Origin of the sequence: Bacteroides sp. Ga6A2 (genome assembly GCF_000702225.1) — a bacterium.
Lineage (GTDB): Bacteria > Bacteroidota > Bacteroidia > Bacteroidales > Bacteroidaceae > Ga6A1.
On sequence record NZ_JNKX01000039.1, the window covers coordinates 1 to 23,877 of the forward strand.

The 23,877-nt window shown below is 45.2% G+C and carries 10 protein-coding genes, 1 tRNA gene and 1 rRNA gene; 9 read left to right on the forward strand and 3 right to left on the reverse strand.

The features are described from left to right. Window positions 1-151 precede the first annotated feature (151 nt). The 4 genes from rrf to T538_RS0110590 all read left to right on the forward strand — a co-directional run bounded on the left by rrf (window position 152) and on the right by T538_RS0110590 (window position 7,139). Window positions 152-264: ribosomal RNA gene (gene rrf / locus T538_RS0110575) — 5S ribosomal RNA — on the forward strand. A gap of 581 nt (window positions 265-845) precedes the next feature. After that, complete coding sequence (locus T538_RS0110580; protein ID WP_031533750.1) at window positions 846-2,033, forward strand: OmpA family protein; 1,188 nt, start codon at window positions 846-848, stop codon at window positions 2,031-2,033. A gap of 124 nt (window positions 2,034-2,157) precedes the next feature. Beyond that, entirely contained in the window at window positions 2,158-2,751 is a 594-nt protein-coding gene (locus T538_RS0110585; RefSeq protein ID WP_031533751.1) for a Crp/Fnr family transcriptional regulator, read from the forward strand. After that, window positions 2,748-7,139, forward strand: coding sequence for a hybrid sensor histidine kinase/response regulator transcription factor (locus T538_RS0110590; protein WP_369794996.1), 4,392 nt, complete (start codon window positions 2,748-2,750; stop codon window positions 7,137-7,139). The genes T538_RS0110585 and T538_RS0110590 overlap by 4 nt, the downstream gene beginning before the upstream one ends. Before the next feature lie 189 nt (window positions 7,140-7,328). Here the strand turns inward: T538_RS0110590 and rpsO are convergent, their stop codons facing one another. Further along, the gene (gene rpsO, locus T538_RS0110595) at window positions 7,329-7,598 is read right to left on the reverse strand and encodes a 30S ribosomal protein S15 (RefSeq protein ID WP_031533754.1); all 270 of its coding nucleotides are present in this window, start codon (window positions 7,596-7,598) and stop codon (window positions 7,329-7,331) included. A 162-nt stretch (window positions 7,599-7,760) separates the two neighbouring features. Between rpsO and typA the strand changes: the two genes are divergently transcribed. After that, the gene (gene typA, locus T538_RS0110600) at window positions 7,761-9,563 is read left to right on the forward strand and encodes a translational GTPase TypA (RefSeq protein ID WP_031533755.1); all 1,803 of its coding nucleotides are present in this window, start codon (window positions 7,761-7,763) and stop codon (window positions 9,561-9,563) included. 103 nt (window positions 9,564-9,666) lie between these two features. Here the strand turns inward: typA and T538_RS0110605 are convergent, their stop codons facing one another. Continuing rightward, window positions 9,667-10,353 carry a 5'-methylthioadenosine/adenosylhomocysteine nucleosidase gene (locus T538_RS0110605; RefSeq protein WP_031533756.1) on the reverse strand — a complete coding sequence of 229 codons (687 nt, stop codon included), beginning with the start codon at window positions 10,351-10,353 and terminating at the stop codon, window positions 9,667-9,669. Between the two features lie 81 nt (window positions 10,354-10,434). Here T538_RS0110605 and T538_RS18950 point away from each other — a divergent pair, with 81 nt between their 5' ends. The 4 genes from T538_RS18950 to T538_RS0110625 all read left to right on the forward strand — a co-directional run bounded on the left by T538_RS18950 (window position 10,435) and on the right by T538_RS0110625 (window position 19,082). Next, entirely contained in the window at window positions 10,435-13,074 is a 2,640-nt protein-coding gene (locus T538_RS18950; RefSeq protein ID WP_031533757.1) for a YfhO family protein, read from the forward strand. A 69-nt stretch (window positions 13,075-13,143) separates the two neighbouring features. Further along, window positions 13,144-13,216, forward strand: a tRNA-Phe gene (locus T538_RS0110615). Between the two features lie 543 nt (window positions 13,217-13,759). Next, complete coding sequence (locus T538_RS0110620; protein ID WP_231497100.1) at window positions 13,760-16,780, forward strand: SusC/RagA family TonB-linked outer membrane protein; 3,021 nt, start codon at window positions 13,760-13,762, stop codon at window positions 16,778-16,780. Window positions 16,781-16,799: 19 nt separating this feature from the next. After that, window positions 16,800-19,082: a RagB/SusD family nutrient uptake outer membrane protein gene (locus T538_RS0110625; RefSeq protein WP_031533759.1), complete on the forward strand. Its 2,283-nt coding sequence runs from the start codon at window positions 16,800-16,802 to the stop codon at window positions 19,080-19,082. An 893-nt stretch (window positions 19,083-19,975) separates the two neighbouring features. Here the strand turns inward: T538_RS0110625 and T538_RS0110630 are convergent. Continuing rightward, complete coding sequence (locus T538_RS0110630) at window positions 19,976-23,842, reverse strand: family 78 glycoside hydrolase catalytic domain (protein WP_051656033.1); 3,867 nt, start codon at window positions 23,840-23,842, stop codon at window positions 19,976-19,978. Window positions 23,843-23,877: the final 35 nt, after the last annotated feature.

Below are 23,877 nucleotides of genomic sequence, written 5' to 3' on the forward strand. Positions count from 1 at the left end.
ACCAAAGCCGAGCACTACTAATTGCCCGTCAGCTTTCTTACAGGGATATGTGCTTTGAGTTGTAGGACTGTCGGTTCTGCTGTATTGCTTCAATATGTTGAAAGAACTGAATGCTGACAGAAAATAAAGAAAGAAGGTCAGAAAAAGATATTCAGGTGGTTATAGCAGTGAGGTTCCACCTCTTCCCATTCCGAACAGAGAAGTTAAGCTCACTCACGCCGATGGTACTGCGATACAATGTGGGAGAGTAGGTAGCCGCCGTTTTCAGTGAGAGTCCTCCTCAGGTCAATGTCTGAGGAGGACTTTTTGCGTTTGTGTGAATCTATCTAAAACGGGTCAAACTCTAAAAAGTATCTGTCTGTACGAAAAATTCAAAATAAATTTAAAACCATACAGGCAACAAGGTTTTCAGACATATATCATTATTTAAAGAATGTTCTTTTATATTAAGAAAAGCAGTCCCTTAATCTTAAAATATGAAAAGATGTGTTGTTCCATTTTTGTTTGATATGCATGCATTATTCATAAAATATTAAATAAGTATGATATTTGAAGTATATATATGTAGTAGTTGTTGAATTGCTCCTTATACTTGTCTGATATGTCGCAGAACTGAAGGTCTTATCTATCTGATGTTTGTGAATTTTATCTACGATACTTGTTTCTTTATGGATTATCCCTGAATAGTTATGTATTTCCCTATTTTGCGAGAGAGAATTTCCTATTTTATGTTAAAAAATATATTTTTTAGTTGTTTTTGTATCTTCTTATGGATTTTATTGTTATATTTGCATCCGATTTTGATAATTAGGATAGTACAATTAATTTAATATTTTTAATCAAAAATGAAAAAGTATTTTCTAATGATGGTTGCATGTGCATCAGCATTCGCTGCTAATGCACAGACACAGGCTCTTTCACAGAGCAAGTTGTCAGACAATTGGTATGTAGGTGTGAATGGTGGCGTTGTTGCTCCAGCACATCACTACAAGGTACTTGACAATCTTAATGGTCAGGCTGGTCTTACTATCGGTCGCTACATCACTCCAGTTTATGGTTTGAGCGTAGAGGGTAACACTATCTTCGGTCTTACAAACAGCGCTACTGTTGTTGATCAGTTGAATGTTACTTTGATGAACAACGTGAACCTTAACAACTTGTTCGCAGGTTACAAGGGTGAGCCACGTAAGTTCGAGATCGTTGCACGTGCCGGTGCAGGTTGGGGCCACACTTTCATGAATGGTGGTTTCGATGCTAACCAGATCATCGCTAAGGCTGGTCTTTCATTCAATATCAATGTTACTTCTGCTTTGCAGATTAACATCAACCCAGAGATTACTTGGGCTTTGACTTCTGCTCAGGCAACTTGCCCAACTCTGAACTCTTACGGTACAGCTGCTACTCAGAAGTTCTATGTTGGTCAGGCACAGCCTTACTTCAACTTGAACAATGCTCTTCTTGGTTTGAACGCTGGTATCACTTACAAGTTCAAGAACTCAAACGGTACTCACAACTTCACATATGCTAAGCTTTACGATCAGGCTGAGATCGACAACCTTAACGCTAAGTTGAACGAGCAGAAGGCTAAGATCGCTGATCAGGACAAGGCTATCAAGAATGGCAAGAAGACTATCAAGGATCTTGAGGATGAGTTGAACGAGTGCAAGAACCGCAAGGTTGAGGTTAAGCAGGTAACTGTTGACTCTACTAAGCTTGCTCCAGTTGTAATCTTCGATCAGGGTAAGACTACAGTAAACAACGCTCAGATGCCATCTGTATCTATGATCGCTACTTACATGAAGTCTCACAAGAATGCTAACGTACGTATCAAGGGTTATGCTTCTCCAGAGGGTTCTGCTGAGATCAACGAGAAGATCGCTCAGGCTCGTGCAGAGGCTGTTAAGACTATCCTTGTTAAGAAGTACAAGATTAAGGAGTCTCGCCTTGAGGCTAAGGGTATGGGTGTAACAGACGAGTTGTTCTCTGAGAACGACTGGAACCGTGTTGCTACATTCGAGACATTCCAGAAGTAATAAAATAATATTACGATAATAAATGGCGGTCGCTTTACAAAGGCGACCGCTTTTTTTTCGTTTTAAATTATTTTTTTTATCTTTGCCTTCAATAAAGAGGCTGTAGCCTTTAAAAAAGATAACTATGACTGATATTTGCAAAGACTTTGCCAGAGAACTGGCCCGTGTGTATCACACCCTTTCGTCCGAGGATTTGGAAGCCTTGGCTGAGATTCTTGTCCCTATGAAATTCAACAAAGGAGAACAGGTATTGAGAGAGGGCGAGGTATGCCAGTATATGTATTTCGTTGTGAGGGGGCTTGTCAGACAGTATTATTTCAAGAATGACAAGGATTTGACCGAGCATATATCTTACGAAGGCAAGATGGTTATTTGTCTTGAGAGTTTTCTTCAGCAGAAACCGACTTACCTTATGGTAGAGACGCTCGAAAACTCGCTGCTATGCGGAATCCCTTACAAGGAACTGCACGAACTGGCGGCACAGCGTCCGCAGGTGGAGGTCTTGTACAGAAAGGTTCTTGAACGCTCTTTGCTCGACTCTCAGGAGAAGGCCGATATCATGCGTTTCGAGACGGCTTCGGACAGATACAAGCGACTGGTTAACACTCAGCCTGAGATTCTGAGAAGAACACCTCTTGTCTTTATTGCTTCGTTCTTGCAAATGACACCCGAAACTCTGAGCAGAGTAAGAGCCAAATATCTTTCAGAAAAGAAGTGACGAGACTGCTTTACATAATATTGTTGATGATAGGATTTGGCGTAAATGCCAAGGCCTATCCTTCCATGCTCATTGATCACTACACGCAGACGCAGGGATTGCCCAACAATACAGTGTACTGCTCTCTGAAGGGAAGCGACGGCTTCATGTGGTTCGGAACGTGGTTCGGACTCACGAGTTTCGACGGTTCTGAATTCAGAAAATACAATATCAGAGACAACTATGAGTCTGAGATTCCTCCGCGAAAGATTCAAATGATGGAGGAAGACCGAAATGGCTACCTATGGATTAAGACTATAGACCACAAACTGTATATTTTCGACAAACGCCGAGAGGTATTCTCAACGGTCTATGACAAGATGAAACGGCTGTCGAAAAACGTGCAGATAATCAAACTACAGCGTACTACCGACGGAAAAATCATTCTTCTGACAAAGGATAAGAACATCATTCTTGCCTCTACCAACAAAAAAGGTGAGGTGAGCATGAAACTCGTGCTCAATTCAAAAGGACATGTAGACAACCTGACGCAGAAGATTACGCACAATATCCTTTACGAAACAGCCGATTATATCTGCTGGCTCGGAACGGATTTCAAGATTATATATGTTGAGAAGAAAGGTGTAAAAGCCAAAATTGCGTCGGGATACGACCGATGCGCGAACTTCAGCAACGGTGTTCTGTGCCTTGCCTCGGACAAGGAGTTGCTGACCTACGATGGCAAGAAGAATGTTGGCAGCAAATATTTGTTTGCCAATGTCAGCGGAGTGGTGCAGCAGATTTATTATTCAGCCGACAAACAGCTTTATGTCGTTACATCGACAGGTGTTTATGCCCTAAAAGGCAAGACGTTCAGTCTGCTTTCTGCTCTCGACGGAACTGGTGTGAAGTATGCGATGAAGGATAATAAAGGCTTTCTGTGGCTTCTGAAAAACAACAAAGGCGTTTATTCTGTCGATGTAAAGAACGGAAAATCTACTTTCATTCAGATTCCGCATACTGCCGATATTACCGATACGAAAATCATAGATTCGGGCGTGTACGGAATGTTTCTGTTGTCGTCATCGGCTTGCCTGTGGCATATAGACCGCAACACGATGCAGGCGAATGCGCTTATTCCGTCGAGTGTGCAATCGCTATTGCTCGATAATTCTAATGTATTGTGGATTACAAGCAGCGCAGACGGCGTATTTGCAATAAACTTCCCTCGCGAGCAGTTCCGCATGATTTCTCTTGAAAAAGAAACAGGCGTTCGTGCCATGCACATGTGCCGAAACGGTGAGATGTGGGTAGGCTCAAACCAGAAGAAACTTTATCTCTTTGACAGAAATGGAAACGTGAAGCGCGTTTTCGACTCGCGAAACTACGAGATAGGCAATGTCTACGATGTTTTTGAAGACAAGAGCGGAACATTCTGGTTTGCCACGAAGGGAAATGGCTTGGTTCGTGCCGTTCCTAATGCAAAGAGCGCGCTTGGCTATGATTTTACGCGCTTTCTGAATGATCAGAAGAACCGCAATAGTATATCGAGCAACGATGTGTACAGCGTTTTTCAAGACAGGCACGGACATATCTGGATTGGTTTGTTTGGCGGCGGAATAAATCTTTTGCAAGAGCACAGCGACGGCTCGGTTTACTTTATAAGCAGGCTGAATGGACTGAAGAACTATCCGACATACGGACTCTATCTTGAGGTCAGAGATATTGTAGAAGATAAGGACGGACGAATATGGGTAGCCACAACCGATGGTCTGATGTCGTTCCGTTCATCGTTCAATCGCCCCGACCAGATAAACTTCGAGGTCTATCCAACCCGAAACGGCGAGTCTTTTATCACGGATAACGATGTCTATGCCCTTTTCATCGACCATAAAAAACAGTTGTGGATGAGCGTGTTTGGTGGCGGACTCAGTAAGATGGTTGAGTACGACGCTAAGAATCATTATCCGCGATTCGTGTCATACGGACAGTCGCACGGCTTGATAACCGATGCCATTATGGCGATAACCGAGGATAAACTCGGCAATCTGTGGTGCTCAACCGAAGGAGGACTTGTCCGGTTTGACGTGAAGGACGAGATATTCAGCAATTTTGACAAGTACGACGGAATGCCAACCACCCGAATGATGGAAAATAGCTCGATGGCAACTGCCAACGGCGAAGTCTGGTTCGGCTCAAAGAACGGCATTCTTGTGTGCAAGCCCGAGAAGATGAAGCCCGAGGGTGATGTTTTTCCGCTGTACCTTACTGACATGAAGATTTCAAACAAAGACTTGAAATCTCTGCCTAACGACCCTTCGAAAGGCGTTTCTATAAAATATCTCGACGGCATTACGCTGAAGCACGACCAAGGAATGTTTTCTATCGTATTTTCGGCTTTGTGCTACGTCAATCCGTCGCGAATAAGTTACCGCTATATTCTCGAAGGCTTCGAGGAAGAATGGCACAACAACGGAAAAGGACGCATCGCCTCTTATAGCAGTATGCCTCCGGGCGAATATCTGTTCAGAGTTCAGGCGTTCGACGAATCGAATGCCGGAAAGGTGTTTGAACGTACATTTGCCATAACCATTCTGCCGCCTTGGTGGTGGTGCTGGTGGTCAAAGACCATCTACGCGCTCGTCTTGGCAATCATCGCATATCTTGTTTACCGAAGCATCAGGGAGAATGCCCGAATGCGTCGCGATATCTACATCGAACAGCGAGTAGCAGAGATGAAGCTGAAGTTCTTCACCAATATCTCACACGAACTTCGCACACCGCTCACGCTGATAAAAGGTCCGATTAGAGAAGTGATGCAGACCGAGAAACTGTCGGCGAAGGGCATGAAGTACATGGGCTTGATGGAGAAAAATGCCGACCAGATGCTTACACTCGTGAATCAGATTCTCGATTTCAGAAAGATTCAGAACGGGAAGATGCGCCTTCATGTCTGCGAGTTTGATCTCAACGATTTTGTTGGCAGTTTTGAGAATGAGTTTGGAGTGATAGGCGAGGAAGGCAACATAATGTTCGATTTCAAACTCTCCGACAGTCCGATAAAAGTGTGGGCCGACAAGGAACGAATGCAGATTGTTGTCCGAAATATCTTGACGAATGCGTTTAAATATACGCCACCAGGAGGCGAGGTTCATGTGAGCACACACCTGTCAGATGACGCGAAAAAATGTTACATCGAGTTCCAAGATACTGGCGATGGAATACCAGAGGATAAACTCGAGGAGATTTTCGAACGGTTCACCCAAGCCGATAATGCTCGGCTGAACAGTAATCCGGGCACAGGAATCGGTCTTGCGCTTGTACACGAGATTATAGGGTTGCATAACGGTAAGGTCTACGCCAGTAACGTAGAGCCTCACGGTGCGCTCTTTACCGTTGAGTTGCAGATGGGCAAGGAGCATTACGATGCCAATGAGGTTGATTTCTACATCGACGAGCAGATGCCAATGCAGAGCAACGCCGAGACGCTAAAGGTTCAGGAACAATATGACGAAAGCGAGCCTGAGATGAACGAACAACTGTCGTCGCTTCTGCTTGTTGAGGATAACAAGGGCCTGAGCGACATGCTTCAGATGCAGTTGAGCGGCAAGTACAATGTATATCGTGCTGTGAATGGTGTCGAGGGCTTGAAGAAAGTCCGCCAGTACAGTCCCGACCTCATTGTTACCGACCAGATGATGCCGGAGATGACGGGAATGGAAATGCTTCAGGAGATAAGGAAGGATTTCCAGATTAGTCATATCCCTGTCATCATGCTTACTGCCAAGAATGATGATGCAACTCGAACGAAAGCAATCACGCTCGGTGCTAATGCCTTCATAACTAAGCCGTTCAGCAAGGAACATCTTGAGGCGCAGATTGCGCAGTTGCTTGCCGAGCGCAGGGCATTCAGAGAGCGGCTTATTCGTGAATTGCAGAAGAAATCGGTCGAGAGTGTTGAAGTCGTCAATGATGTTCAGAAATCTGAAGCAGAGCCGAAGGATGAGAAACTGCTCGTAAAGGATGTAGAGGGCAGACTTCAGTTTGTAAACGAGTACGAGAATACTCTGAGTGCTCCGGACAGAGCTCTTCTGGAGAAGATAAAGAAGGTTATCGAGGAGAATATGGCAGACCCCGATTTCAATATCGAACTGATTGCCGTCCAACTTGCCGTGAGCCGCAGCGTCTTCTTCAAGAAACTGAAGGCAATAACTGGACTTGCGCCTGTCGAACTTGTAAGGCAGATAAGGCTTGCCAAATCGTGCGAACTGATAAAGACAACTACGTCATCGTTCACCGAGATTGCACAGATTGTAGGCTTTAACGACCTTGGCTATTTTGGCAAGTGTTTCAAGAAAAGATATGGCATGACTCTGAAGGAGTATGCGGCAAAATACAGGGAGTTTTAATTAAGAATTGACAATTGACAATTCATAATTCACAATTGACAATTCACAATTGACAATTCATAATTCACAATTCATAATTCACAATTGACAATTCAAAATTCATAATTCATAATTGAGAATGAATAGACAAAATAAAAACCCGCTTCTTTTAAAAGAAACGGGTTAAATTTTTTAAGCTCTTTGTAAGGATTACTTACGAAGACCCAAAGCCTTGATGATAGCACGGTAGCGGTTGATATCGCGGTTCTTCAAGTAAGAAAGAAGCGCACGACGCTTACCTACCAACATAGTCAAAGCTCTTTCAGTGCTATAATCTTTACGGTTAGCCTTCATGTGCTCCGTCAAGTGGGAAATACGGTATGAGAACAAAGCAATCTGGCTCTCTGCTGAACCAGTATCAGTGTTAGACTTTCCGTATTGTCCAAAGATTTCCTGCTTTTTAGCTTGATCTAAATACATTATGAATTGAATTTAAATTGTTTACGCCCAACCTCTTGGTTAAGCGGTTGCAAAGATAAGGATAATTTTCTTAATATCAAGCATTTTTCTTAAAAAATATAAAGTTTGTTTTGCAGTTAGCGCACTTTGCAGTATCTTTGCACCCGAAATTAAAGGTAAAATATGCAGAATATTAGAAATATTGCTATTATCGCACACGTCGACCACGGAAAAACTACATTGGTCGACAAGATGATGCTTGCAGGACATTTGTTCCGTAACGATCAGGCAAAGGGTGAACTTATGTTGGATAACAACGACCTTGAGCGTGAGCGTGGTATAACCATTCTTTCAAAGAATGTGTCGATAAACTATAAGGATACAAAGATAAATATCATTGATACTCCGGGACACTCCGACTTTGGTGGTGAGGTTGAGCGAGTGCTGAATATGGCGGATGGATGTATTCTGCTTGTTGATGCTTTTGAAGGTCCTATGCCTCAGACTCGTTTCGTGCTCCAGAAGGCACTCGAGATTGGCTTGAAGCCTATTGTCGTTGTAAACAAGGTAGATAAGCCAAACTGCCGTCCTGAGGAGGTTTACGAGATGGTATTCGACCTTATGTTCTCGCTCGGCGCAACAGAGGAGCAGCTCGACTTCCCAGTTCTCTACGGATCTGCCAAGAACAACTGGATGGCTGAGGACTGGAAGACTCCAACAGACAACATCCTGCCTTTGCTCGATGCAATCCTGAAGTATATTCCTGCTCCAAAGCAGCTTGAGGGTACTCCGCAGATGCTTATCACATCGCTCGACTATTCTGCATACACAGGTCGTATTGCTGTGGGCCGTGTGCATCGCGGCACTCTGACGGAGGGCATGAATGTAACAATCTCACACCGCAACGGCGAGACTGAGAAGGTTAAGATTAAAGAACTTCACACTTTCGAGGGAATGGGCAGAAAGAAGACTGATTCTGTTTCTTCGGGCGATATATGTGCAGTCGTTGGTCTTGAAAACTTCGAGATTGGCGATACAATCTGCGACTTCGAGAATCCAGAGCCACTTCCTCCAATTGCAATCGATGAGCCTACAATGAGTATGCTCTTCACTATCAACGATTCGCCATTCTTCGGCAAGGAAGGTAAGTTCTGTACCAGCCGTCACATCAACGACCGTCTGGAGAAGGAGTTGGAGAAGAACCTCGCTCTTCGCGTAAAGAAGGCTGAGGGCAACGACAAGTGGATTGTCTCTGGTCGTGGTGTGCTTCATCTTTCTGTGCTCATCGAGACAATGCGTCGCGAGGGCTATGAGCTTCAGGTTGGTCAGCCACAGGTAATCTACAAGGAAATCGACGGCGTTAAGTGCGAGCCTATCGAGGAACTTACAATCAACGTGCCTGAGGAGTTCTCAAGCAAGATGATTGATATGGTTACACGCCGCAAGGGCGAGATGGTTTCTATGGAGAGTCAGGGCGACCGTGTAAACATCGAGTTCGACATTCCTTCACGCGGAATCATCGGTCTGCGTACAAACGTTCTTACTGCATCACAGGGCGAGGCTATCATGGCTCACCGCTTCAAGGAATATCAGCCATTCAAGGGTGAGATTTCACGTCGTACAAACGGTTCGATGATTGCGATGGAGACAGGTACGGCATTTGCTTACTCAATCGATAAACTTCAGGATAGAGGCAAGTTCTTCATCAGTCCTCAGGATGAGGTTTATGCCGGTCAGGTAGTGGGCGAGCATGTTCACGACAAGGACTTGGTTGTAAACGTAACAAAGGCAAAGCAGCTTACAAATACCCGTGCATCAGGTTCTGATGACAAGGCAAGAATCATTCCGCCGGTAATCATGTCGCTCGAGGAGGCTCTTGAGTACATGAAGGAGGATGAGTATGTTGAGGTAACTCCAAAGAGCATGCGTTTGCGTAAGGTAATCCTTAACCATCTTGAAAGAAAGCGTTATAATCGCGAAGATTGATAGATAAAAAGTAAAAAATAAAGCCGCATATAATTGGTAGCTCCATTTATATGTGGCTTTTTTGTTTTTGAAAAGTGTGAAAAATATTTACGCGATGATTCTTTTATTTTATCAGATTGAGGAAATTCTTCACCACCTCGAACGAGCGTGTAGCCATCATTCCGAAGAAATCCTGATATTGGGCGTAGCGGTTATCAACTCCCGGAATGTCGCTAATTATTCTGAAACTGAGGAACGGCGTTTTTAGCAGATAGCAAGTCTGTGCAATCGAGTTCGACTCCATATCCACGGCAAGACCTTGCGGGAAGTTTGCCTTTATCTTATGAAGTTGGTCGGCATCGCTTATAAACTGGTCGCCGGTACAGATGAGACCGCTTACCACCTTGCTGTCTGCCTTCACTTGCAGGGCGATGTTGCGAAGATTCTTGTCGCCCTCAAAATAAGTCGGAAGATCCTGCACCTGTCCCCAGTCGTTGCCATCGCCGCACCACATATCGTGGTACACCGTCTTTTCGCCCACAACAACGTCCATCACGTCCAGCGAAGTGTCTATTCCGCCAGCTACGCCGGTATTTATTATCGCGTCGGGATGATGCTCGTTAATCATCTCCATCGCTCCCAAGGCTGAGTTTACCTTTCCTATGCCGCTCTGTGCCAGAATGATAGTGTTGCCGCCTATCGTTCCCTCGGTGTAGCTGAAAAGTCTGCCTTTGTATTCGTGCTTGTTTTCGAGAAGCTGTGCCGTAAGGTTTCTTTCTGACGACATAGCCGTAATAATTCCTAATTTCATAAAACTAATATTATTTTTAATGTTGCAAACTTACACAAAATTATATAACTTTGCCACCTTAAGCGAAACTATTTGAAAACAATGAATAAATTAAAATCATTTTTGCCAGACATAATTGCCGTTGTGGCATTTGTGTTGATATCGTTGGTGTATTTCTTTCCTGCCGATATTGAGGGTAGAATCCTTAATCAGCACGATGCCGGGGCAGGCATCGGAGCAGGGCAGGAGGTAGCCGAATACCATGAACGAACAGGTAAGGAGACGCGCTGGACAAACGCGCTCTTCGGCGGAATGCCGACTTACCAGATTAGCCCTTCGTACAACAGCAGCGCTGTGGTTCGTGTTGCGAAAGATGTTTATCATCTCTTTCTGATGAACTACGTGCAGTTTGTGTTCATCTATCTGCTTGGATTCTACATCCTTATGCGCGCCTTCGACTTCAAGGCGTGGATGTCGGCTCTCGGTGCGATAATGTGGGCTTTCTCATCCTATTTCTTCATCATCATCGCAGCCGGACACATCTGGAAGGTGCTCACCTTGGCATACATTCCGCCAACAATCGCCGGAATGGTGCTCTGCTATAGAGGAAAGTATCTGTGGGGCTGTATCGTTACGGCAATTTTTGCCGCATTCCAGATTTCGTCTAACCACGTTCAGATGACATACTACTTCCTGTTCCCGATGGCATTTATGTGGATTGCCTATCTGGTTCAGGCGGTTAAGAACAAGAAGATGGCCGATTTTGCCAAGGGAACGGGCGCACTCGCAGTAGGTGCGCTGCTTGCCGTGGCCGTGAACCTTTCAAACCTGTACCACACTTACGAGTACAGCAAGGAAACGATGCGTGGGGCAAGCGAACTTACGCATAAAACCCACAACAATCCCGGCGACCAGACAAGCACAGGACTCGGTCGCGACTACATAACCCAGTGGAGTTACGGAATTGAGGAGACATGGACTCTGATGATTCCTAATGCCAAGGGAGGCGCGAGCGTTCCGCTGGTGGAGAACAAGACTGCCATGACAAAGGCTGATAACGAGTTCTATTCTATTTATCAGCAGGTTACGCAATATTGGGGCGAGCAGCCTATGACATCGGGTCCGGTTTATGTGGGCGCATTTGTGTGTATGCTCTTCATTCTCGGACTTATTATCGTAAAAGGTCCGATGAAGTGGGCTTTGCTGGCAGCAACAGTCCTTTCAGTCCTTCTTTCGTGGGGACGCAACTTTATGGGCTTCACCGACTTGTTTATCGACTATATGCCGATGTATGCCAAGTTCCGCACCGTGTCGTCTATCCTCGTGGTTGCTGAGTTCACCATTCCGCTGCTTGCAATGTTTGCTCTTAAGCGCGTTGTGGAAATATGCGGAGAGATTAACGAAGGCGGAGCAAATGCTGCCGTTCTGAAGAAGAAACTCCTCAGAAACATAGCCATCAGTTTTGCGCTCACAGGCGGATTCTGTCTGTTGTTTGCCATTGCTCCGGGCATCATGTCAACACCTATTGCTACGCAAGAGGCATCGGCAATCAACAACGGACTGGGCGAGATGGCAGGTGCAGTTACATCTAACCTCATCGAGATGCGTACCGCAATGCTCACAGCCGATTGCTGGCGCAGTTTCTGGATTATCGCCGTATGTACCGTTCTTTTGGTCGGATATATATATAAGGTGATGAATTTCAGCGCGAAATGGATGGTCGGCATAATCCTTGCCATCACCCTGTTTGATATGTGGGCGGTGAACAAACGCTATCTCTACGACGGGATGTTCAAGCCTGAGTATGAGAGAACAGAGGCTTACCAGATTACCGAGACCGACAAGCAGATTCTTGCCGACAAGACACTCGATTATCGAGTTCTGAACTTTGCAGGAAGCACGTTCAACGAGAACACAACATCATACTTCCATAAGAGCATAGGCGGATATCATGCAGCCAAGATGCGCAGATATCAGGATATGATAGACTATCACATTCAGCGCGAGATGGGCAAGTTGTACAAGCTCGTTGCCGATGCCAACGGCGATATGACAAAGATTGACGGCTCGCAGTTCCCTGTCATTAACATGCTTAACACACGCTACTTCATCTTCCCAATTCAGGGCGGAACAGTGCCTGTAAAGAACGAGTACGCCAACGGAAACGCGTGGTTCGTAAGCAAACTCGTATATGTAGATACTGCCGACGATGAGATTGGCGCGATTGGCAAGGTAAGTCCTGCCACAACGGCGGTGGTAAACAAGGAGTTTGCGTCTGTTCTGAAGGAGAGCGGAAGCACCTTCGAGTTGCCGCTTGCTCAGGCATCGGCAGCCGAGGCAACGATAAAGAACGCAGCAGCCGAGGCAAACCCAGTGCCAGATTCTCTGAAGACATATTCGGCAGCACCGCTAACCAATGGCTCTATCGGTACGGTAAAGATGATAAGCTACGAGCCTAATGCCCTTGAGTACGAAACAAACTCAGAGAAGGGTGGCGTAGTGGTATTCTCAGAGAACTACTATCCGGGTTGGACGGCAAAGATAGATGGCAAGGAGGTAGAGATTGGCCGTGCCAACTACATTTTGCGCGCCCTGCAAGTGCCAGCCGGCAAGCACAAGATTGAAATGACATTCGAACCATCATCAATAGATACAACCGAAACCGTGGCATACGCAGCCATGGCACTTATTGCTTTGATGGTTTGCGGCGGTATTTTTGCTAAATATCGCAAGAAAGATTAAAAATAATTGGCAAAAAGTTTGCGGGTACGGAAATAATGTGTATCTTTGCACCCGCAAACAAGCCAATACGGTGCCATAGCTCAGTTGGTAGAGCAAAGGACTGAAAATCCTTGTGTCCCCGGTTCGATTCCTGGTGGCACCACACAGAACGCTGAATAAATCTTTTTCAGCGTTCTTTTTTTGCATTTTGTCAAGATTTTCCCTTTTTTGTTTTATATTATCATATAATTCATTATATTTGCAGCGGATTTTTTAATTTACTATTTGCGAAATGTTTTTTATAGGTAAAATTTATGAAGAAAAAAAGAAAATACAACACAACGACAGGGCTTATTTTGCATTGTCGAGATTATGTTTTGGGGTAAATCTTAATGACATACATTGCGTTTTTATACGATAAAATGATACTTTTTAACTGATGTCGCTAAGAATTTTAACATTTTTTATGATTTGAATAAAAAAAATGTTATATTTGGTGCGATTATCTACATTTGTGTTAATACGTAATTAATAATTACATAATAATTGATCTATGTGTCTTGATAAAGAAAAAGGTAAAGTTTTGGAACATGTAAGCTTTGCGAAGCCTATGTGTGCAGCTGCAATACTTTGCTCTTGTCTGTTCGCAAGCCCTTTGCAATCCTATGCGGCAGGAAGTCAAAGTCCAGCAGCGGCAGCAGCCGACTTGATTACTATTAAGGGTGTTGTTATCGATCCTATGGGCGACCCTATTATCGGTGCTAATATTGTTCAGGTTGGTAGTGCCGGTAATGGTACAATTACCGACTTCGACGGTAACTTCCTTATTAAAGTGCCTGCTGCTTCGTTTATAGATGTGTCTTACATCGGTTATGAAACACAGCGCGTAAAGGTAACTCCGGGAAAGAATATGCGTATTATTCTTACTGTTGATACCAAGACTCTCGAAGATGTTGTTGTTATCGGTTATGGTACTGCTAAGAAGCGTGACCTTACTGGTGCGGTTGCTCAGGTAAAGAGCGACGAAATTACTCTTGCTCCAACAAACAACCCAATGCAGGCTTTGCAGGGTAAGGTTGCTGGTTTGGATATCACTCGCGAATCTGGTCAGGCTGGTGCTAGTGTAAACATACTGTTGCGTGGTACTCGTTCTATCAATGCAAGTACTAATCCATTGTTCATTATCGATGGAATGCCCGGAGATATAAAAACTCTTAATCCAAACGATATTGAATCTATCGATATCTTGAAGGATGCTTCTTCTACAGCAATTTATGGTTCTGAAGGCGCGAACGGTGTTGTAATCGTTACAACAAAGCACGGTTCTGAGGGTAAGCTTACTGTAAACCTCAACTCATATATCGGTATTAACAGCTGGTCTATGAATCCGGAACTTCGTTCGGGCGAGGCTTATATGGAGACAATCCGTCAGGCTTACAGAAATGCTAATGCATATACTGATGATGCTTCAATGTTTAATAGTGGTCATCTCAAGGAGAACTTATATAATGCATATAAGGCTGGTCAGACTATTGATTGGATTGATGAGATCTTGAACGATGGTTATATTCAGAACTATAGTTTGTCGCTAACTGGCGGTACAGAGAGAACAAAGGCTTATTTGTCTTTGAACTTCTCAGACGAAAAGGGTCAGTATGCAAACGATAAGTATAGTGTATACTCTACAAATATCCGTATAGACCATAGTCTAAACAAGTATATTTCTGCAGGTGTAAACTTGCAGGGGTCATATGTTTGGAAAACAACTCCATACGCTAAGCAGGCTGATGCTATCACTGCAAAGCCTTTCGGTACTTTGTATAATGAGGATGGAACAATCAATCCTTATCCACTTGGCAACCAAGAATCTGTCAACTTGTTGTTGAATACGAATAGCGATGTATATCGTAAGCGTACAGAAAATACAAAGTTGTATATAAATCCATATATTAAGGTCTCTCCTTTCGAGGGCTTTACTTGGGAGTCTCGTCTAAATTGTTCTCTTGTATATGGAAAGCAGAACTCATTTGAAGGTTTATATTCAAATCGTTATTATTCTGGTAGTGAAGATGCTTCTGTAACTCTGGCTTCTGTAAATCATAGCCACAATTATGATTACAAGTGGGAGAATATTCTTACATACAACTTTACTCTTAAGGAGGCTCATGATTTTACTGTTACTGCTGTAAGTTCATGGCAGCATACACAAGCTGAAAATGAAACACAGACCGGCAATGGTATTAAAAACAATAAACTGCTATGGTATAATATGGGCTTGAATTGTGCTACAACTTCTGTGGACACAAAGTATTCAATGACAAAGACTTTAGGTCTTGTTGGTCGTATCAATTACCAATATAAGGGAAAGTATTTGGCTTCTGCTTCTGTTCGTTATGATGGTAGCTCTGTTCTTGCCGATGGTCACAAGTGGGCAACTTATCCTGCTGCTTCTGTGGGTTGGCGTATTTCAGATGAGGAGTTTATGGAGAGCACTCGCGACGTGATGAATAACTTGAAACTTCGTGTTGGTTATGGTGAGGCTGGTGTTGCAAGTATTGAGCCTTATTCATCTATCACTCAGGTTGCTCAGGGACTGACCACTATTGGTGGACAATTGATACAGCCTACATATTTCCCAACTAAGACAATTGCAAATAAGGAACTTACTTGGGAGCGTTCAAAGACATGGAATATCGGTTTGGATGCAAATTTCTTTAATGATCGTATCACAGTAGTAGTAGATTACTATAATACCAATTCGGATGGTGTTATTTGGGATATAAATGTTCCTGTAACAAATGGTGCGTATTCATATAATCAGCAGTATGATACCAATTTGAATATGGCAAAGACAAATAATAAGGGTATCGAGTTTGCTGTAAATACTCGTAATATTGATACTCCAAACTTTAAATGGAATTCGTCTTTGACATTTGCTTATAACAAGGAGAAAATTACCAAATTGTTAGGTTCTGAGGCTGATTTTGTTAACTCAAAAGACAAAGTTTATGTGCATCAGGTAGGACAGGCTGTGTATTCATTCCGTAACTATAAACTGGATGGAGTTTGGAGTCAGTCTGAGGCTGAAGATGCTGCAGTATTTGGCCAGGAACCGGGTGATTTGAAGATCGCTATTCCGGGCTTGAAGCATGTAGCTTCAGGTGTTTATACAAAGGTTGTTGATGGCGAGACTGTTACATACGATGAAGCAAATCCGTATAAGATTGGTGAAAACGATTTTCAGGTAATCGGTCATAAAGCACCAGATTGGTCACTAGGTTTCCAAAACTCATTCATCTACAAGAACTTCGACCTCACGCTTTATATGTATATGCGTTGGGGACAGATGATAAGTTATGAAACTATTACCGACTACGACCCAACAGGTATTAGCAACTTCCCAACATATTTGCTCGACAAGGTTGGTACAACTCTTCCTGCTCTGAATTCTTCAATAGACAATAAGTTGGCATTGACAGGATTTAATGCTCTGAAGTATGTAGACGGTTCGTTCTTTAAGGTTAAGAACATTACTTTGGGTTATACTCTTCCAAAGGATTTGATGAAGAAGATAAATATTCAGAAGTTCCGTATTTACGGTACAATGACAAACCCACTTGTTCTTGCTAAGAGCGATATGATTCAGGATTACGACCCTGAAATGAGGGGTAGCCGTAACTACCCACTGACAAAGCAGTTGGTATTCGGTCTTAACGTAACATTCTAATCTTTAAAAGGTAAAAGAAATGAAGAATAAAATATATAGTGCAGCTTTAGCTCTATGTGCAATGGCTTCGCTTGCTTCGTGTGAATTGGATGAGTACAATCCAAATAATATTTCAGGCGATGAGGAACTTGCAACATACGAGGGCTTATATGGATTGGAGGCTAAGTGCTACGAGCCAATCTACGGACAGCTTTACACCGTATTCGACTTTATGAGTATGGCTGAGTGCGGTACAGATACTTGGTGGGCACAGAACAACAAGACAAACACCGAGCAGATGTTCTACTATGAAGGCTTAACAGTCTCAGATACAAAGGGATGGGATAAGGCTTTCACTCAGATGTACAGTGCTTTGGGTATTTGTAATAGTGTAATAGCAAAGGGAGATAATGTAGAGGCTGAGGAGATTCAGAAAGAGAGCGTAAAGACTCTTATAGCAGAGGCACATTTCTTGCGTGCATACTATCATCTGTTGCTTACAACATACTACGGTCCTATCACACTTGTTACTGCTCCATCTGACGAGAAACCAAAACTTTCAGCACAGCGTAACACATTGAGCGAGATTTACTCTCTCATCGTCAGTGACTTGAAGTATGCCGTTGCAAACCTGCCTGTAAACCCACTTGAGGGTAACAGAGCGCGTGCAACAAAGAAGGCTGCTCAGGGTATGCTTTGCCGTGCATACGCACAGGGTGCAGGTCAGGGCTTGACAGAGAACGGCGTTTCTTACTGGGAACGTGCCAAGGCTGAGGCTGAGGCTATGATTAAGAACCCAAGCGAGTACGGCGCTTATCTTTATGACAATGTAGAGGATGTATGGGCTGATGCCAACAACCGTAACAACAAGGAGGCTCTCTTTGTTGCTGCCGGTATCGATGCTCAGGACGATTCTAACACATATTGGTATGCAAACCCATCTAACAATAAGTTGTTTACTTACTGCTACTTCGGTTTGCAGAGTTTCTCTGACCTTAACAAGGTTTCAAACGATAAGGGTAATTATTTGTATGGTCGTGTAAACAATAACTTGCTTGCACCTTCATACTATCTTGTTCATTGCTTCAACCCATCATGGGACAAGCGTTGGGAGAACTCATTCCAGACTGCCTTCGGTTCATATTCATGTGAGGCATGGGGTGTGGCTTACGACAAGTATTCTGTATTGTGGACTCCTGAACTTGTAAATAAGTATGATCTTGACAAGGAGACAATGCTTGAGAAGATTGACTTTACTCTGGCCTTCGGTGTGGAAGCAGGTATAGACGGTGATGATGCATTCCAGTTAGATGAGGATCGTCTGAAGAAGACAGAACAGGAAGGTAAGCCTGAGTACAAGTGGAAGTCTTATTCAAAAGGCCTTGCAGATAAGGGCTATGGATATGCAGTTGATCCAGACGACTATCCAAAGAAAGTAATTTACAAGTGTCAGTATGTCCGTCCTTATGCAAACGTTGGTACAGATGTTATCAAGAGTTATGCAAACGGTGGTAACCAGTACACTGCATACGTTTGGCCATACGGAACAGGTCGTGTAAACGAGGAGACTGGCGAGTATGGTGCAGCAGACCTTGCTAAACTTGAAACTCCAAAGAAGGTTTACAATGTGGCTTATCCAATGGATTCACTCGACAACCGTTTCTATCTCTACTTGTATCATCCGGCAGATCATGCAAGATTCATGGATAAGAAGGGCTTCCACTATGCTCTGTTCAATATCGACGATTTGTTCAACAATAATAAGGCATACTATACAGATGCTGAATATACAGAGTTGGGAGCTAAGTCTTCAATTTACAGAGCATGTCCTTGCTTGACTAAGTTCAACTGGAGCTATGACAAGGTATTTATGGGTAACAACCTTCAGGTTAAGAACGGCGACATCATGGTTATGCGTATGGCTGAGGTCTACCTTATCGCTGCCGAGGCTTGCGAGCGTCTGGGCGAGAGGGCAAAGGCTGCCGAGTATCTGAATGTTCTTCGTAAGCGTGCTGCTCGTGAGACTGTTGATGCAAGCGTATACACTCTTACATCTTCAGAAATCACAGAGGATATGATTTTCGACGAGTACGCTCGTGAACTTTGTGGTGAGTTTACTCGCTGGGCATTGTTGCAGCGTCACGATGCTTTGGCAACACGCCTTGGCAAGTACAACCAGCGTGCAGCAAAGAGCTATAAGAGTTATATGAAGTGGCGTCCAATCTCACTTACATTCCTTAACCAGATTGAGAACAAGGAAGAGTATGGTGATAACGGCTACGGCGCAACTGCAAAATCTGGTCTTGACGGATTCGAGAAGTAATATTTTATGATATGTTTTAAAAAAGGTCGGGGGATAGCCCCGGCCTTTTTTGTTTATATACCTTAAATTCTGTTTAAATGTCGTTATAATTTATGGCGTTTTTTAATTCCACTTTAATCTCATCTTGTCTGTTGTAACGCTTTTATCTGCAAATGCTTTATTATTAAGATGTTGGAATTGCAAAGTTTCAATTGTGAATTGTCAATTGTGAATTGTGAATTATTAAACCCAAATCGGTTATTAGGATGGCTATTTTCGTGGTTGTTTTCATAACCGTTTGATAACAAGTACTTTACAAATTGAATTTTCTAATGACCGCCATTAGAAAAACGACTTTACAAGTAACTTACTTTCAAGGCTTTACAAACTTAACCACGGATTTATGAACTTCTAACGACCGATTTGGGTTAAAACTCTCAATTTTCCAATTATTCATGCCGAACCTTCCCAAAACCTTCCGGCTTGCTTCCCCCTTACTTCCCCCTTACTATCCCCTTACTATCCACTTGCTATCGGCTTACCTGAACGAACCTTGAACGTACCCTGAACGTACCTTCCCCGTAGCTACCCCGTACCTACCTCCTTGCTTGCCTCTACCTTGACTGTTACTTTTGGGGCTGTTTTCCGCATAACGATTCTCAGCCTTGCATATTATTACGGATTTGTGCTGAACTCGCGTAGCTGTAATAATTATTGATGAAAAGTGCTTTTCTGTAGCTTTTAGAACTATTCGATGCAGAGAGGAGGGCTGAATAACAAATACAGAATCCAATAAGCGTGTGATGCTTGAAATATGGGGTAATTACAAATCCCCACAGACAACTGTTTTAACACAATAGGCATAAAACAATCGTGGCGTTACAGTCGCTGCAACGCCACGATAAAGGTATTTACTATTTGAGTTTGTTTAAGTCTATCTCGACGAATTTTATTCGGCGGCGACGCCATGTGTAGATGCAGTAGACCTTTCCGTCGCTTCCCTGAATGATGGAAGGGTAGGAGTACTGACTCACAGGGCTTGTTTCCAAATCCATCAGCTTGCGCCAGTGTTCGCCGTCATCGCTTATGGCAAGGCTCAGCGGAGTGCGAGGACCTTTTGGAGTGCCATCGATGGTTGAAAAATCGTTGTAGATGAGCATCTGTCTGCCGTCCTTTAGAGTAACGGCATCCGTACCACTATTATTGTTCGGCAAATCGCTCAGCGTTACCTTGCTCCAAGTCTTGCCCTTGTCGCGGCTCTCGGCTGTTGCCAGATTAGCGTTTCGGGTGCGGGCAAGAACTTTCAGACGACCGTCTTTCAGGAACATGATGCTTGGCTGAATGGCAAGGATTGGCTGAGGCTTTGCCGTCTTTATTGCCTCGCCAGCCTCTTGGTCGTTCTTGTTGTTGCCGAGAGCGTCCTTTGTTGTTACAGGGCTCTTTCTGACAGCCGTAGGAAGCGACAGTTCAGCCTCCAGAGGACCGATTTTCTGCCATTTGCTCAGCTTCTTGTCTGTTACCTCGAAGTGCAGACGCCAGCCTTTGTTTTCGGTGCTCGACGGACAGTAAATCTTGTCGCCTACCATTACAGGTTTGTTCTTGATAGGACCAAGGAAGCCCTCAGGAAGAGCCTGAGGAGTCTGCCAAGTCTTTCCGCCGTCCTTGCTTCGGGTAACGAATCCTGTCCAGTCCTTTACGTTCAGACCAATCTTGTAGAACAGCAGAAGGTCGCCCTTCGGAACTTGGAAGATAACCGGGTTCCAGCAAGCCTTGCGTGTTACGCTGTCTGTCTCGTGGAATGCACTCTTAGTCACCGCGCTGTATTTTCCGTCGGCCACCAACTGTGGTTCTGTCCACTTGTCAGAGCCTTTAGGCTTGCGGCACACCCAGATGCAGACATCAGGATTGCGCTCCTTTGTTCCGCCGAAGAATGTGGCTACAAGGTCGCCCTTCGGAGTTTCGGCAACGGTTGCTGCGTGGCACTCCCTGAACGGTGCTTTTTCGTAGAGGAACTCGCTGCAAGTAACTGCCTCGTTTATCTTTGGCAGACTGATGTCGAATGTGTGAGTGCCCGAGCCAACCTCGTCGGTGCGGCCGTCGGGCAGATGGATTGTTGCCGTAGTGTTGCACGGAACAGTAACCTGCCAGTGCATCTTTTGCAGATTCTTGTGCCATTTGCTCACAACCTCGCCGTAAGGAGTTGAGTATGAGCAATCGACCTTGCTAAGATTCTCTATGTCGGTCTGCGGACAGAGGTCGATATGATGATATGCCGGCTCTGTGGCTCTTATTCCTGCCAGATTCTGATAGAGGAACGGAATGAGGTCGCCCAGAAGCATGACATGGTTTCCGCTGTTCATCTTAGGGTCGGCGGTATTGCCGTTCCACAGTTCCCAGATGGTTGTTGCGCCCTGCTTTGCCATGTATCCCCACGAAGGATAGTCGTCGTTGCTTGCAAGGCGGAAAGCCAAGTCTGAACGGCCGTGCTGGCAGAGTTGCTGCAATATCCACTGAACGCCGATTACGCCGCACTCAATCTGACCAACGCCCTTGTGCTTGTTGAGCGTTGTGGCTGAGATGTTCTTCACCACCTCGTCTTCATACTCGCTTGGGACGATGCCGAATGCCACAGGCAGAAGGTTTGCCGTTACGGTGTTGTTTGAATAGTATATGCTGTCGGGATAGAGCGGATGCCCCGGACGCAGCGTCATGCCCTTCTTTACCTTCAGGAAGGTTGAGTTGAATACCTCTGCCATCTGGTTTGCCTGCTTGAGGTAGAGTTGCGCCTCGTCATTCAGATTCTGCATCTCGGCAAAGCGGCTCATCATCTTTAGCAGACCGATGTAGTATGCCGATGATATAAGCGTTCCGTCGGTAATGCGCGAAGGGTCTTCGCTGTGTATCAGGTTCAGTTTCTCTGGCGGAACACACCAGTCGCCGTATTTGTCGCGCGTGATGAGTCCGTTCTTTGTGTAGGTTGATGAGATGTGTTGCATCCACTTCTTCATGGCTGCGTAGTTCTCGATGATAGGCTGTTTGTTGCCAAACTGGTTGTATAGCATCTCGCAGCCAAAGAAGAAGGCGGCAGGCCATGTAACATTGTCGGAATAGTAGTTCCAGAAGGCAGGCGCAACATCAGGAATACAGCCGTCCTCGCGCTGTGCCTCGCGGATGTCGTCCATCCACTTGGTGTAGAGGGCGGCATTGTCGAAGATGAAACTCTCGCCCAGCGAGCCCTTCGTTCTGTCGCCAAGCCAAGGCTGACGTTCGTTGCGCTGAGGGCAGTCTACAGGCATTCCCTTGTAGTTGCTGCGTATGCCCCAGAAAGCATTCTTGTAAATCTGATTCAGAACATCGTTGTCGCATGCAAAGTTGCCGATGACGTTCATCTCGTCGTAGATAACCTCACCTGTGAAGTCGGCTGCCTGCGGAGCGTATTTCAGACCAGTAACCTCGACAAAGCGGAAGCCGTGGTAGACGAATGTAGGCGACCACTCGCGACCCTTCTCCTTGCCGTTGGCAACGTATGTGTCGGTGCATTTCGCATCGCGCAGGTTGGCAATGTACAGACTGCTGTCCTTCTGAAGAGTCTCGGCAAAGCGCAGGCGGATTGTATCGCCCTTGGCTGCCGACTGAACCTTAATCTTGAGCCATCCGGCCATGTTCTGTCCCATGTCGATGATGTAGCCGTTGCCGCGGCGTGCCTTGAACACGCGCTGAGGCTTTATCTGCTCCATCACCTTCATGCCCGGCGCCATGGATGCGCGCAGAGTGCCGTAAGGGATTGACACGCGCTGTGCCTTCATCCACTCTTTGTCATCGAAGCCCGGCTCGCTCCAGCCCGGCATTTCGCGGTTGGCGTCGTAGTCCTCGCCGTCGTACTCGTTGTTGCTTAGTATCGGACCTTTGCAGAAGAGTTTCCAACGCTCGTCGCTGCCTATGCGCTCGGTTGTTCCGTCGGAATACTCGACAATGAGCATGAGGCGCATCTTTGGATATCCGAAGTTGGTTATCTTGTAAGGCTTGTAGTTCTGGCGCATGGTGTAGAAGCGGCCGTTGCCGAGCGTTACGCCAATGGCGTTGCTCTGCTTAAGCAGGCTCGTAACATCGTATGAGTTGTACAGAACCGTGCGGCGATAGTCTGTCGGCATTGGGTTGAGAACGCGGTCGCCCACCTTCTGTCCGTTGATGAACGCCTCGTACATTCCCAGACCGCAGATGTGCAGCGTTGCCTGCTTCATCGTCTTGCCCTCCTTCAGCTTGAACTCCTTGCGGAGATAGCGAGCTGACAGACGGCTCCACTGAGTCTCGCTTTCCCAGCCCATGGCGCGGTCTAATCCTATCCAGCGCGAAGACCAGTCGTTCTCGCTAAGCAAGCCCATGCTCCACATCGAGGGTGCGCTCCACTGCGTGTTGCCCTTGTTTGTGAAGACGCGCACCTTCCAATAGCATCGCTGATTGCTTTTCAGCGGTGCGCCCTTGTAGCCCACGAGCACAGAAGAGTCGCTCTCTACCTTGCCCGACGACCAGATGTCACCTTCGTCCTTGGCAAGTTTCTCGGCTGATGATGCCACGATAATCTCGTAGGCTGTCTGCCTGACATCGTTCAGCGTTGAGCCGATGATCCAGCTCAGGCGCGGACGACGGGCGTCGATGCCCATCGGACTGCTCATCTGCTCGACCTTAAGACTGCCGACCCATAGCGACGGGCTCTTTGGCTTTGCCACGGCTATGTGCGCAGCCGTAAGGACGATTAGTAAAAGTATAGTTAATCTTTTCATTTACTTTTGATAGCTTGGTTTCAGTTTAGTAGGAA